11 protein-coding genes are annotated in these 13,152 nt (G+C 40.3%); 7 read left to right on the top strand and 4 right to left on the bottom strand.

Annotated features, from left to right (window positions below; translation table 11 throughout):
• Positions 1-443: 443 nt before the first annotated feature.
• Both BVC89_RS16120 and BVC89_RS16110 read right to left on the bottom strand, forming a co-directional pair.
• A complete protein-coding gene (locus tag BVC89_RS16120) occupies positions 444-713 on the bottom strand; it encodes a hypothetical protein (protein WP_086932178.1) in 270 nt (89 codons plus the stop codon).
• A 528-nt stretch (positions 714-1,241) separates the two neighbouring features.
• Positions 1,242-2,672, bottom strand: a complete 1,431-nt coding sequence (locus tag BVC89_RS16110; RefSeq protein ID WP_086932176.1) for a two-component system sensor histidine kinase NtrB — start codon at positions 2,670-2,672, stop codon at positions 1,242-1,244.
• 356 nt (positions 2,673-3,028) lie between these two features.
• Between BVC89_RS16110 and BVC89_RS16105 the strand changes: the two genes are divergently transcribed.
• Positions 3,029-3,802, top strand: coding sequence for an SH3 domain-containing protein (locus BVC89_RS16105; RefSeq protein WP_086932175.1), 774 nt, complete (start codon positions 3,029-3,031; stop codon positions 3,800-3,802).
• A 35-nt stretch (positions 3,803-3,837) separates the two neighbouring features.
• On the top strand, positions 3,838-4,413 hold the full coding sequence (locus tag BVC89_RS16100) for an outer membrane beta-barrel domain-containing protein (RefSeq protein WP_158657979.1): 576 nt from the start codon (positions 3,838-3,840) through the stop codon (positions 4,411-4,413).
• A 48-nt stretch (positions 4,414-4,461) separates the two neighbouring features.
• Here the strand turns inward: BVC89_RS16100 and BVC89_RS16095 are convergent, their stop codons facing one another.
• Together BVC89_RS16095 and BVC89_RS16090 are read right to left on the bottom strand one after the other, a co-directional pair.
• Positions 4,462-4,884, bottom strand: a complete 423-nt coding sequence (locus BVC89_RS16095) for a DoxX family protein (protein WP_086932173.1) — start codon at positions 4,882-4,884, stop codon at positions 4,462-4,464.
• Positions 4,885-5,162: 278 nt separating this feature from the next.
• The gene (locus BVC89_RS16090) at positions 5,163-5,792 is read right to left on the bottom strand and encodes an outer membrane beta-barrel domain-containing protein (protein ID WP_086932172.1); all 630 of its coding nucleotides are present in this window, start codon (positions 5,790-5,792) and stop codon (positions 5,163-5,165) included.
• Positions 5,793-6,726: 934 nt separating this feature from the next.
• Between BVC89_RS16090 and BVC89_RS16085 the strand changes: the two genes are divergently transcribed.
• From BVC89_RS16085 to BVC89_RS16065, 5 genes are all read left to right on the top strand, one after another.
• Positions 6,727-7,368, top strand: a complete 642-nt coding sequence (locus BVC89_RS16085; RefSeq protein ID WP_086932171.1) for an AraC family transcriptional regulator — start codon at positions 6,727-6,729, stop codon at positions 7,366-7,368.
• A gap of 7 nt (positions 7,369-7,375) precedes the next feature.
• Positions 7,376-9,109 carry a tetratricopeptide repeat protein gene (locus BVC89_RS16080; RefSeq protein ID WP_245929107.1) on the top strand — a complete coding sequence of 578 codons (1,734 nt, stop codon included), beginning with the start codon at positions 7,376-7,378 and terminating at the stop codon, positions 9,107-9,109.
• Positions 9,110-9,136: 27 nt separating this feature from the next.
• On the top strand, positions 9,137-12,010 hold the full coding sequence (locus BVC89_RS16075) for a tetratricopeptide repeat protein (protein WP_086932170.1): 2,874 nt from the start codon (positions 9,137-9,139) through the stop codon (positions 12,008-12,010).
• Positions 12,010-12,726: a tetratricopeptide repeat protein gene (locus BVC89_RS16070; RefSeq protein WP_245929105.1), complete on the top strand. Its 717-nt coding sequence runs from the start codon at positions 12,010-12,012 to the stop codon at positions 12,724-12,726. Before BVC89_RS16075 ends, BVC89_RS16070 begins: the two co-directional genes overlap by 1 nt.
• 70 nt (positions 12,727-12,796) lie before the next feature.
• Positions 12,797-13,111 carry a hypothetical protein gene (locus tag BVC89_RS16065; protein ID WP_086934642.1) on the top strand — a complete coding sequence of 105 codons (315 nt, stop codon included), beginning with the start codon at positions 12,797-12,799 and terminating at the stop codon, positions 13,109-13,111.
• Positions 13,112-13,152: the final 41 nt, after the last annotated feature.

The following is a 13,152-nucleotide window of genomic DNA, read 5'->3' as shown; positions in this document are numbered from 1 at the left end:
TTAGCCGCTATTGTGCCTCTTTTTTTATTACTTAACGTGATAATAAAGCTGTATTTGCTAGTGACATTCCAACGCTACCAGCGAAGTAATATTTATTGAAAATAGTCCTGGGCACTGAGTTGGGGGGAGTTGATTTATCTCGGTTAGTTTACTTAAGCTTTTATATATTAAAAAAAGTTCAACTTCTTTTATTAGCGCTACTTTATAGCGTCTATAAGGATATGAAAGCAGATAAGGGTTTTAAGCGGTTGTAAAGAAGTAGTTATAAAAACGGTAGGTCTAAGAAAGCATAATGTATATGCTTTCTTAGTAGGCTAAAGGCTGCTTAAATTCTCTGCTTCGTTGGTATATTGAATATCATCCGATATAAGTAGTCTTTTCGATTAACACTGGGCGTAATATATTAAGTCTATTGGAGGTATAGTTTTGATTTGTTGCCCAGATTACTTAATGAGGGTAAGCGTTGTGTTCCTGCAAGGTCGCTCCGCTGGTTCAGTTGCAGTATTCACTTTAGAATCCGTTAATTCAACGGGCGATGTCATGACAACACTATCTTTAATTTGTTCCATAACAATTTCAAACATATCCTTTTCTTCGTGCACTACTTTGCAAACGACATAATCATCATTGATTTGCTCGATCGTTTTTTCAATTTTTTTAAGGTCTAAAGGCTCGCCTGACCAACTTGCTATGGTTATCGTTACTGCTGACATTTTTAATCCTTTTTTAAGAAATAGGATATATACCGGGGTTAAATAGCTAAACTTCGATTATAGCCTATTTTTGTCCTACGCGTCTGAGACTTCGTCATAGAAATAAATTATACGGCATATTTATTAATAAAATTAAAAAATGAAAAGTTAGTCGCTTATTTTGTTTCTGTTATCTCTCTCAAAGTTGACTCTAAATGTTAAATTTAATGTGTTAACTATTTAAATGATTAAGTAAATTAAGTAATTAGATGATGAAACTAAACCTCAGTCTGAAAATAGTTTTTTACCGGTTAATAAAGCGAACTTTTATAAAAAAAGAAAATACTGAAGATATAAAAATAAGTAATAGGGGTATTTTTTTGGACCGCAGGCTGTTTATACTAATTAAACTAGGCTTGCTGCCAGCCCTTAGTTTTATCTGTCAATAGGCTGGCAATTCACATCGGTAATGTTAAATGTATTTTATTTGCACCAGGAACAGTTACAAATTAAATATAGACATTTTTTAGATTATGACAATAATTTATTTTAAAGTTGTAGCTGAATATGGAAAGTTGTACCTACTTCAACATCCGATGTAATAGCAACTTGCCCCTGATGGTGATCAACCAAAATAAAATGTGTGAACGACAAGCGGTTTTCAGCTTCTGAGCTTTCCTTCTTTAAGGGCCATGTATTTACAAAAGGTTCAAAGATATCTTGCTGTTCCTCTCCAGTAAGGCCAAGGCCATTATGTTGGACCTTCATCCATAAGGCGTCGTAGCGTTCGGTGACTTCTACCATGATTGTAGGTGTTATGTCTTCTTTATTCGCCTTTGCCAAGGCATGCACACAGTGGCGGAATAGGCTGAGGAATACCTGCTGCATTTCAGATACAAAGCAGGGAATTTCCGGCAGATTGTCTTCGTAGTGTCGCTCAATAGTGATATCAGAAAAGCGCAGGCCTGTAGGATCCGAAAGAGTATTATGAGCCAGCTCTATGGCATGATCGACGATTGTCGTCATACTGGCTGGACGTTTCTTATCCCCTTGACTGCGAGAGAACTCTAATAAATTACGAATCACACTGGAGACTTGTGTGCCTCGTTCGCGAGCATCATGCAAAAGGGCTGAGATTTTTTCATCTTCGCCGCCAGATGAAGTTGGTAAAGTCTTTAAGATTGTATCCAGGTCATTTGATATAGCACGCAGTGGTAGCTCAATATCATGTGCCATGGTGGCAGCCAATTCACCCATCGACGACATTTTATCTCGCTGGATAAGCATGTTCTCCGCCAGCGAGCGCTGGGTAACGTTGTCAATAATAATAACGACACCATGGCCTAACTGTCCTTTCAGCGGGAAGATACGGATGTCAAAATAGTATTGCCCTCGCTGACTATGTTTAATCGTAGATGAAATACCACTGACTAACACATCCTTAATTTGTTCAGGAGAAATGGTGATGGTAGGGTAGGCTTGCCAGAGATTTTTCCCTAGAGCTTTTTCATGGCTAATGCCGGTAATTTGTTCGGCACAGTCATTCCACTGAGTGATATTAAGATCCCCATCAAGACCAATCAACATGGAGGGCATCGATTGTAAAATATTCTTGATGTAAGCCTCTGAATACTTGAGCAGGCGAGTTGTTTCCCTGTGCTGCTCCATTTCACCATTAAGTGCTGTGTTCGCTTCTTTTAATAGCTGATTAGACTGATCCAAGGTCGCAGTGCGATCTTTCACACGCTCTTCAAGAGCATCGCGGATCTCCTTGAGCGCTCTATTGGCACGGACTTTTTTGCTGTGGCTAAAAAACAGTGTGACTAGCGCAACAGACAAGAGAAGAATAAGAACAGAGCTTGAGAAATTGGCAACATACTGCCATTTCGTTTCGCCATTCTCATCTTTAAAGTATTGGATGAAACCTGCATTGGAGGGTAAAGAATATAAAAGAGGAAGCAGAGCAAGCAACTTATGCATTATATAACCACATTATTAAGATAGTTCGACCGAGGCTTAAACACCGATGCTGGATATTAGCAGATCACAGCTTTGCGCGCAGATCATTTTTGTGAAGTCGATTGTGACAACTGCATAATAGGTGCGCGCAAAAAAATGCAACGTCTCGAGTCCTCTTTGTGTTGACGTGATGATTGAAGTCGCCAATAAAGGGATTCCATCCGCAGAATATTATGTAAAGAGTGTGGCATTGTGTCACAACAATAGGGATTTAAGGCTAACATTATGCTCCAGCTCATCTATAATGCCTCCAAATTGCAGTAGATTGGGCGCTGCATATCTAACTGTACAATTGATCATTTAATGGTGTTTTTCAAATGTTAGGAAAAAAAATCCAATGGATACTGTTAGTTGTATTCTGTTGGTGTCAATTGGCGATTGCTCAAGATGACGCAAAACAGGATAAGAAGGGGGTTTTTCTAGAAGTCATTGATGGCTTTGCTGAAGTTCATTCCGGCCCCGGCCGCGGTTACCCAGTATTTTATGTGATTGAACAGGGCGAGATGATCGAGCTGCTGGCTCGGCGGCCCGGGTGGTACGAAATTCGTTCAGAGAGCGGCAAAACCGGCTGGACTACTGCAGCACAGATTTCGCGTACAATTCAAGCGACGGGTGAGCCTGCGGACTTACCTTCGGTCGGTTACGGTGACTATATTAAAAATAGCTGGGTGACGGGTTTGTCTTCTGGCCAATTCACCAGTGGTGAGTTACAAGGTTTCGAGATATTCACTGTTAATGGTGGGTATCGCTTCCTCAACTGGTTGGCTGCCGATCTTGAATACGGTCGTATTTTCGGCTCTGATGCCAGTGGCGATATATATGGTGCAAACATATATATAGAACCTATGTCGCACTGGAAGTTATCACCATATGCATTGGTAGGTGTTGGTGAAATCAAAATCGGATCACAACCAAGATTTATTAACTTTACAAGAGAGAGTTCAGAGTTTAACAGCTATGCCGTCGGGGCAAGCTTTTATCTCGGACGCAACTTTGTAGTAAAAGGTGAATACCGTTGGTATTCTGTCTCAACTGAAGGCGAAACGGAGAACTTAGAAACGTGGAAACTCGGTTTCAATACATTCTTTTAAAATTTTCTATTTGTTTAAAAATAGTATTACTTTGCTTGACATTTTTCGGTACTGCTAGCTCCGCTCTGGCAAAAGAAGGTAAGAATTCAGGTAAATTGCGTATTAACTCTGAGCTATTTGATATAGGTGTAACGACAGGCATTATCAATATTGAAGATTTTCCGTCGGAGTTTATTGTCGGCGCCAATATTACCTTTAAAGCATCAGAGAATTTTTTCTTGCAATACAATTATGTGCAAGCCAGTGTTTCAAATTCTGCCTTTGAAAATAATCCAGCGTTTACCACTCTGGATTTAGGCGATGACCGTGACTTTACTCACTTTGACTTATTAGTTGGTTATAATATTTTCCAAGGTGAATTCTTTGCATCTGAAGACAGAGCTCACTTATCTTCACTTTATGTGGTTGGTGGCGTTGGTGATACCGACTTTGGCGGCGAAGATGATTTCACCTATACCATTGGCGTTGGCTATCAAATTGAATTCTTTAGACGTTACTTGCTGCGCTTTGACTATCGCGATTATATTTATCAAACTTCTCTAGTAGTGGGTGACGATGAAGATACCGTACATAATACGCAGATATCGGTAGGCTTAGGCTACTTATTTTAATTCTCTCAATCTACTAAAAAAAGCACTCTATGAGTGCTTTTTTTTATATTAATCCTGAATAACGGCGTAGCGGCCACTACCTAGTAGTGCAATTGGCAGTGCACTAACCAACAATAAAAGTTTCATTTCAAATGCGTAGCCACCAAAATTACTTTCTGAAAAAAGTTCTGGTTGAAACGCGAGCACTATTATAAACAACATATTACCTATAATAGCTGCGGCGCTAAGGCGGCAAAAAATACCCAGTGCCAATAATGTGGGCACAAGCAAATCGCCTATAAAAACACAGTATGTAGCTAAGTTAGAAATAATTAAATTGCCACCAAGTGTTTTTCCAAATGCCGCAGCATCTATATGGGTAATGTCTTGCAGCCCATGAGCCAATACTAAAATAGAGATAGTAAGCCTTAGTGTTAACAGGCCAATATCTGTAAAGTTAAAATCTTTAAACAAATGATCAAGTGTATTCATTCTATTTTTCGCACAAATCTTATATGTCCAAATCAACCGGTTTGCATCTTTAAAGCCGTTAGAAGGGGAGGCGATTAAATTAGACGTAATTGCTTGGTTTGTCGATTTGCTACAGGGCAGTGTCGATATTAAGGCTAGAATTGGTCAGGTAATTAGCCAGCTTTGAGCCATGTATACGTATAAATTGATAGTTCAGATGAGCCTCCCTGAGAGCTAATTTGTGCCAAGCTCCCAGCGAGATAATATGGTAGCCAGTAAAGTTGCTACCGATAAGCTTTTTAGAATATTGTATTGATTCCGATGGCGAACTCTGTGTTTTGGGTTACTTTATCATCACCAACAAAATTTCTTTCTACAATGTGGTTTTTGAAATCTAAATTGATCGTCAGCCAATCAGTTAACACCGTTTTATAACTAATACCGAGTAGTAAGCCTGTGTTACTTTCATCTGCAAAGTCTACTTGCTCAACACCAGCAAGAGCATATAGGCCTGAATTAAACTTTCTTTTTTTACCCCAGAAAGAGCGTCCTTTAAGAAGCTGGTAGCCGGCGGAAATACTGACATAACTGAAATCCCGCTCAGGGTTAAAGTCAAGAGTTCCTTCTGGATTGGCTCGCTCAGTTTCAGACGTGGCGATACTAGCTTCTATCAATAACTTTTGATTAAAGTAATAACGTGCAGAAAAGCCCCACAACGGATTAGTATTGAAGTCTTCGACTGAGAGAAAACCAGTATAAACACCAGCTTCAAAATGCTCCGTATCCAGTGCAGCGGGATTTGCCGATGGAACTCTTTTATCTGGATCGATAACTTTGATCGCTGGTTTTTCATCCTGAGCAAAGCTAATTGCTGGTGTTAGTGTCGATATAAGAAGGCAGGCGATCAGAGCCTTGCGAATGTGCAACATGGGCTATCCATTTGTTGAAGATGGTTAAGTTTTATTAGCGTAATTTAGCACGTGTCTAAATGTCGACTTGGAATGTTGACTTAAGACGCTCAATGTTGACTTAGGCGCATACTGCAGCACAATCAAGCCACCAAAGGTTATAGGTTTACGCTCTATATATTGTAAGCAACTTTCTTAAGTTCTTAACTTAAATTCTCAAATTACTTAATTATTTCCACAACATTAATGACTGCTGTGGAATTTTTTAGTCGCTCTACTCAATAATTATTAAAATTTAGTAATTTTCCGTTGTATCTTAAAGTAGTTATGGATTGTCTATGAGTAGCAAAGCTTAAATCCATAGTCCTAAAATCACTAAGTTTACAATGGTTCATTGTACTGAAAAAAAACTAAACCACTAAACAAATAGGCCTGCATAAGGTGTTATACAGTTCTCAAAAATCCCTCTAACACAGAATATCAGCGATTATTTGCCATTTTAAGGGCGTATTTATTTAGGAGTGTGGCAAACTAGTAAAATCAGTTGAGCACATTCATGGTTCAGATGATCAACGCGCGAACATCTATGAAAGCTGTGATTGTATGAGCTTTGTTAGTTTTTAGTTTTACAATGAGTGTTTGCGACAGGCACGCAGTGAAGTGTCGAATTATTTATCACTGTATCCTAGGTAGTTTGTCATTTTGCTTTAGATGATCCGTCACTTTGTTCTAGAACGGCACGAGGCTAAACTCAAAGCGGTTGGTCGAATTAAGCGAATTTTGGCTACATAATAGCTTTACTATATTCGGCAAGACTGTGAACCACTCTTAAATTTCGTGAATTGTGTACAAAAAGCAAACAAAAAATTCTCATTTTTGAAAACTCTTGGTAACGCTCAAAAGTTTTTTAATGTATATTTTTATAAGTATTTCAATAAGTTCGGACTTAAAGTTCATGCGTATACCTCCTTATTACTTTTTATTTAGTTTTCTCTTTGTCTTAGTTGCCAATATCAGTTCAGCTCAAGAAGAATCTCCTCAACCCGAAGCCCAAAAGGTTGAAAAGTCCAATTGGGCAGAAAAAGTTGATGATACTTCCATTGACTTCGGGAAAGAGCAAACCGAGCAAAGTGCTAAGCAAGCCTTAAGTGAAGTTCGCAAGATATCGCGTGATATTCAATCACTTAAAAGCGAAGTGGTAGATCTCAATAAAGATTTGCGCTTGATGGAGGAAAAGCTGCTGTTTCCCTCCAGTACCAAGTATTCAGTGTTTGTATCAGTAACTTCCGGGAAGTTTTTTGATCTTGAAAGTATCAAGTTAAAAATTAATGGTCGTTTTGTAGCCACTCATATTTATTCTGAGAAACAACGTCAGGCTTTTTTACGCGGCGGGATACATAAACTCTACATCACCAACTTATCTGAGGGTGAGCACGACGTAGTAGCGTTTTTCACCGGTATTGGCCCCGGTGGCAGAGCCTATAAACGTGCGGCAGAGTTAAAAGTTGATAAAGGCCCGGGTAGTCAATACTTAGAGATTGCCATAAGCGACGATACTGTCGCCCAAGAGCCCGTTTTTAAAATGAAACAATGGTAGCAGTGCGATGATGACTTTTTTCCGCTTTTCTGCTCCTAAGCATTTGAAAAAACTTGCGTTACTAACACTTTTGGCTGCCCCCATGGCTGATGCCAAAGTGTTAAAATCCCATGTTAAGTCCTCTCAGGAACTTGAATATGGCTTAGTACTGTTTGAGTTTTTTCAGCAGCGCTTCTTCCCAGCTTTAGTCGAAAACTCCTACGCGGTAGCCATTAATAACTCCCTTGCCTCAAGTAACCAGGGGCAAATATTAAAAGGTGGCTTGATGCTATCTTATGGTATGGCCGATCAATCTCGCGAGCTTTTTGAAAAACTCCTGGAGACAAATACTTCAGAGTTAGTGCGAAACCGAGCATGGTATTTTTTAGCGAAGTTCTACTACAACAAATCAGACATAGCCAATGCAGATAAGGCGCTCAGCCACATAAAAGGTGAGTTGCCTGGCGATATCAACTTCGACTATCACTATCTTAAAACGCTGGTCAAAAGCCGCAGTTCTTTATCAACTTTGGCAGATCTCAAGCTTGATAAGTCAGTAACCAGTGCAGAACAATACCCTTATTTATTATTCAATGTCGCGATAGGACAGTTGAGAAAAGGGGATTTAGTGAGCGCAGTCAAAAACCTTGAAGAGGTAGCCTCTTATAATGGCGGTATCGAGGAATATACGGTATTGGCAGATAGGGCTAAGCTTGGTTTAACTCAGCTGGCTATGCAGAAAGGTTTGTTCCAGCAGGCCTGGTCTTACCTGACACAAATTCGAACTACCGGTCTATACTCGAATCGTGCATTACTTAATTATGCCTGGGCAGCAATTAAAATTAAGCGTTTCCCCGACGCTACAGCTGCTCTGAAACTATTGAATCAGCGCTCGATAGCTAGCCCAGAAGTACAAGAGGCAAAAGTATTACTTGCTCATCTTTATGAACAAGAAGGCTCACCCCGTAAAGCGCTTAAAGCTAATTTAGTTTCTATTAAAGAATTTAAAGTTGGCGTTGAAATGGTGGAAACGGCGCGCAACATTATCGACAAGAAAAATGTGCCTGAAGAATTTATCACCAATATGCAGGCGATTATGGATGATTCGGATTGGCACAGTGCTACACCTAATGTTGATTATAAAAGTCTAACGCCTTTTCTAATCGACTTAATGGCCAGCAACCCCTTTAATGAAACGTTGAAGGAATTAGCAGATTTGTACTCATTACGCGTCAATCTGAATTATTGGCTAACGCAAGCAAATGAGCATCTCATTATTGTCAATAACGCTACTAAAAAAGCATTTGACGAGCGCAGTAAGCAATTTATCAACGATAGTGTGCGTTTAAATGACGAGTTTGCTAATACCAAACAAGAGCTTAATCTGATGAATCTCAGTCTTGATGAAGACGATCAAGAGCGCATTGATATCCTACTGAAGTCTACCAGTGATGAGCTAAGTCTTCTTGATGGTAAAGTTGAGTTATTTAAAACATTAGAAGATGTTTATACCCAGCCTGCTGCATATAAGTCAGAGCTTGAAGAGTTACACCGACGCATACGTGTGTTATTGCAAAAAACCGAACTTAATATTGTAAAATTAGAGCCTGTAATGCGCAGCCTAGTGAAGGCTGAGTTAGATAAACACGAAGAGCGCATGAATTATTATTGGGCACAGTCACGATTAGCAAAAGCGCGTTTATACGATACTACTTTGTCCACACTTAGAGATGCGCAACGTGATATCAAAGATGAAAAATAAACAAATGGCAATTAACGAGAATATCTAATGAATTTCTTTGTCAAAATTTCTTTAATCAGTCCGCTTTTTGTACTGCTGTCTTGTTCCTCAAACGATACACAGACACTGGGACAATTAAAGTATGAAGAGGAAAAAGAAAAGGAATTAAAGTTCGAACAACTCTCTCATGAGCAGGTGCGGCAAGAATATAAAGAACTTATAGACTTGTTTGAAGACGAGCAGTTAAAAGAGCAAATTGAGCGGCGTATAGCCGATGTCTATCAACTTGAAGCAGATACTGACCTGGACAATCAAACCGAGTCGAGTCAGTATGTCGAAGCTATTAAAGCTTATCGTAATATTTTGGAGCGCTATCCAAACTCTCCTGATAATGCTGAGGTGTTTTACCAGCTTGCCAAAGCTTATGATTTAGAAGGGCAGCAAGAAGAGGCGATGAAGATGCTGACGGAGTTGGTAAGCCGTCATCCAAATTATGCAAATATTGCCGAAGCCCATTTTCGTAAAGCCGATATTCATTTTAACTGGCAACAATATCCCCAAGCCAAAGCATCTTACAATGCAGTAACACAGCTTGCTCAAGGGCGCCTGCGTTTAAATGCACACTATATGCTTGGGTGGGTGCATTATAAACAACTCGATTTTGAATCCAGTGTTGACTCATTTGCCTTCGTGCTTAACAGTATTTTGCTTGAAGGCCGTACTCTTGATTCGCTTGATAAAGCAGAAAAGCCCTTGGTTGATGATTCTATTCACTCCATGAGCTTGGCTTTAGATAAAATCGGCGGCGCTGAAGTGATTGAGGAAATTCCATCGATTGCTCAGCAAACCTATATTTGGATGTTGTATGACCATCTTGGTGACTACTATCTGGGCAAGGAGTTGTATGAGCAATCGGCGGATACTTTCCGTTATTATGTACGCAAGTTTCCCGACTCGGATAAAGCACCACTGTTACATAATAAGTTGATCAGTGCTTATACCAAGGGTTCTTTCCCACGACAGGCGCTGGAAGAAAAAGAAAAGTATGTTAAAGCCTATGGTATTAATTCGAGCTATCCTGGCAATGAGAACGGGATTGGTAAAGATATTGCCACCTCACTGATTGTCTACCTCGAGGAGCTGGCTCGCTTTAATTATACGGAGGGCCAAACTAGTCTCGCTTTTATTGAAGAAGAGAATAAACGTAATCCAGATAATCCCGATGAGGAAAAGATACGTCTAGCAAATGGCGATGCTGTTTTTTCGTTTAAAAAATCTGCCACCTTTTATGGTGAATACATCGATACTTTTCCCCAGGATAAAAGGGTAGATGAAATGCGATTTCTCGAAGCAGAAGCGCATTTTCTAGCGGGCGATTTCCTTCTAGCTGCTCAAGATTACGAGGCAGTAGCTTATGAGCCTGTGGGCACGAGCGCCGCTGACAATGCGGCGGACTCCGGTTATGCCGCTATTATTTCGTATCAAAAACATATTGATTCCCTTGGTGGCGATTCCAGTGTAGTGACTAAAAGTGAAGAAGGGCAGACAGAGGTTACTGATTTGCGTGCCACTGCTGTCGATAGTATGTTGCGTTTTTCCAAGAAATTCGACTCCGATGAACGCTCGCCCACGGTGCTAACTAACGCCGCGGAGTATCTCTTTGGTCTCAATCAATATCAGCGGGCCATCGATGTTGTACAAGATCTGTTAACAGCAAAAACATTGGATAAAACCTTAAAGAAAACCGCCTACGGTATTATGGCGCACTCTTTCTTCAAGTTGGAAAAATATCCTGATGCTGAAGCCAGTTATGTGGCGCAGAGAAAATTGGTAGCTAAAGACAGCGAAGAATTTACGCAAATATCAGAAAGAATTGCCACCACTGTCTTTAAAAATGCCGAAGTACTGGAAGAGTCTCAAGGTAAGCGCGAGGCAGCGCAGGAACTGTTGAAAATTAAGCGTTTGTCGCCGACTTCACCGATTCGTATTACTGCGCAATATGACGCCGCTTCTTTATTTATCGCAGTGGAAGCGTGGCCAGAAGCGATTGTTGAATTGAAAGAGCTCATTGAACTTTATCCAGAGCATAAACTTGCCATTGAATTCCCACGAAAATTGGCGCTCGCCTATCAAAAAGATGAGCAGTGGGCGAATGCTGCAGGGGCTTACCTAGATCTGTATAACAATGATACGGATGAAGATATTAAACGTGAAGCGCTATTTTTATCTGCCAATATGTATGAGAAAAATGGCGAGCTAGAACAGGCAATTAAATATTTTAAACGCTACGCTCGCAACTACGAGGAACCGTTCGATACTCGTATGGAAGCGCGTTATCATCTAGCGGTGAATTATTTAAGTTTGAAAGAAACAGATAAGCACCTTTATTGGTTACGCAGGATTATTGCTGGCGACGCCAAAGGTGGCACTCAAAGAACCGAGCGCAGCCGATGGTTAGGCGCATGGGCAAATGCACAATACGGTGATTATCATGCCGATAGGTTCCGCGGTTATTATTTAGGACAACCTTTGCAAAAAAGCCTGCCTGAAAAACAGGAGTTTTTCCAGAAGGCTTCGGATCATTATCAAAAGGCAGCTGACTACGGCATTCTTGAGTTTGTCACAATGTCCAGTTACAAAATAGGAAATTTGTACGAAGCTTTTGCTGTAGATTTACGTAAAGCGCCAGCGCCGAAAGGCCTAAGCGCGGACGATATGAAAGTGTACAGCGGTATTATAGAGGAACAAGCCAGTCCCTTTGATCAGTTGGCGGTTGATGTGCACCAAGCAAATGTGGATCGCGCTTGGGAAGGGCATTTTGACGATTGGATCGATAAAAGCTTTGGCGCGCTAAGAAAACTACAACCACAACGTTATAATAAACAAGAAGTCGCGACAGCATACGGTGAGGAGATACGTTAATGAGAATCTCTAATTTATATAAAGTACCTGCCACTTTAATGGTGCTAGCCCTATTAGGTTGTGGTAGCGGCGGCATTAAACAGCAAGCCCAGGATGTAGAAAAACTTAGCTTGTTGGACACCACGCCATTTATACCGACACAAGAATTTGACGAGAAAACGTCGACATACCTGCCATATGAGGCGATGCCTAATCCTTATTTAGAACTTAAAGGCCGCATAGATAAAGATGCTGTCACTAAATTTATTCAGGCGCGCCGTTTGTTTAGATCCGGCAGTTATCAACAAGCTGATGTTATGCTTTCTCAGGTGGTAGCGCTAGACAACAAATTGTCGGGCCCTTGGGTGATGCGTGGTGATATAGAACTGAAAAAAGATAAGTTAGAACCTGCCATCGAGCATTTTAAAAAGGCTATCGAAGTCAACCCGAAAAATGTCAATGCTTATATCAAGTTGGCGAAAACGCAACGCTTGCTGGGTAAGTTCTTAGAAGCCCAAAATACCTACACCGATGCCTTGACTGTTTGGCGCGATTTTCCCGAGGCACATTTAAACCTCGGTATATTATACGATATTTACTTAAATCATCCTCTTAGAGCACAGAAGCATATGCAGGCGTATCAGTTTTTGACGGGTGAAAAAGATAAAGAAGTAGCCGCTTGGATAAGTGAAATTCAAAAGCGAACAGGCTTAAAAACAAGCCTAACTAAACAATAGTACTAGCGCACAATTTAAACAATTGTGCCAACACAATATGAGACCAAGGTCTCTTTACATGCGAGCTAAAATGAATATTAAGCGACTTTTATTACTGGTTTGTGTAGTATCCTCCTTCAGTTTTGCTGAAGATCAAAAGAAGGCGGAAAGTAAGCCTGACGGCGACTCTGAGCTATTTTTAGAGTCCACTATTGTCGGTGATAAAGAGCAGCCGACTGTCAGTTATTTTATTCCATGGAAAGGGACTGGCACGCCAGATAAATTGCATTGGAATATTGAGCAAAAGAATGACAAGACGTTAGATTTAATTGATAGAGAAGTAATGATTCGATCGATTTCTATCTACAACGAATTGGATATGGAAAACACACAACAGGATAAATAGATCCAAATCAGCAGTTTTACTGCTACTTTATAACTATTTAT

It is taken from the genome of Agarilytica rhodophyticola (genome assembly GCF_002157225.2).
Classification (GTDB): Bacteria; Pseudomonadota; Gammaproteobacteria; order Pseudomonadales; family Cellvibrionaceae; genus Agarilytica; species Agarilytica rhodophyticola.
Note: the sequence above shows the minus strand (reverse complement) of the source record. Positions and strands in the feature narration are given on the sequence as shown.

Bases quoted from the DNA above. Each gene is read 5' to 3' on its own strand.
- BVC89_RS16120 (WP_086932178.1), bottom strand. From the start codon at position 713: ATGTCAGCAGTAACGATAACCATAGCAAGTTGGTCAGGCGAGCCTTTA.
- BVC89_RS16110 (WP_086932176.1), bottom strand. From the start codon at position 2,672: ATGCATAAGTTGCTTGCTCTGCTTCCTCTTTTATATTCTTTACCCTCC.
- BVC89_RS16105 (WP_086932175.1), top strand. From the start codon at position 3,029: ATGTTAGGAAAAAAAATCCAATGGATACTGTTAGTTGTATTCTGTTGG.
- BVC89_RS16095 (WP_086932173.1), bottom strand. From the start codon at position 4,884: ATGAATACACTTGATCATTTGTTTAAAGATTTTAACTTTACAGATATT.
- BVC89_RS16090 (WP_086932172.1), bottom strand. From the start codon at position 5,792: ATGTTGCACATTCGCAAGGCTCTGATCGCCTGCCTTCTTATATCGACA.
- BVC89_RS16085 (WP_086932171.1), top strand. From the start codon at position 6,727: ATGCGTATACCTCCTTATTACTTTTTATTTAGTTTTCTCTTTGTCTTA.
- BVC89_RS16080 (WP_245929107.1), top strand. From the start codon at position 7,376: ATGATGACTTTTTTCCGCTTTTCTGCTCCTAAGCATTTGAAAAAACTT.
- BVC89_RS16075 (WP_086932170.1), top strand. From the start codon at position 9,137: ATGAATTTCTTTGTCAAAATTTCTTTAATCAGTCCGCTTTTTGTACTG.
- BVC89_RS16070 (WP_245929105.1), top strand. From the start codon at position 12,010: ATGAGAATCTCTAATTTATATAAAGTACCTGCCACTTTAATGGTGCTA.
- BVC89_RS16065 (WP_086934642.1), top strand. From the start codon at position 12,797: ATGAATATTAAGCGACTTTTATTACTGGTTTGTGTAGTATCCTCCTTC.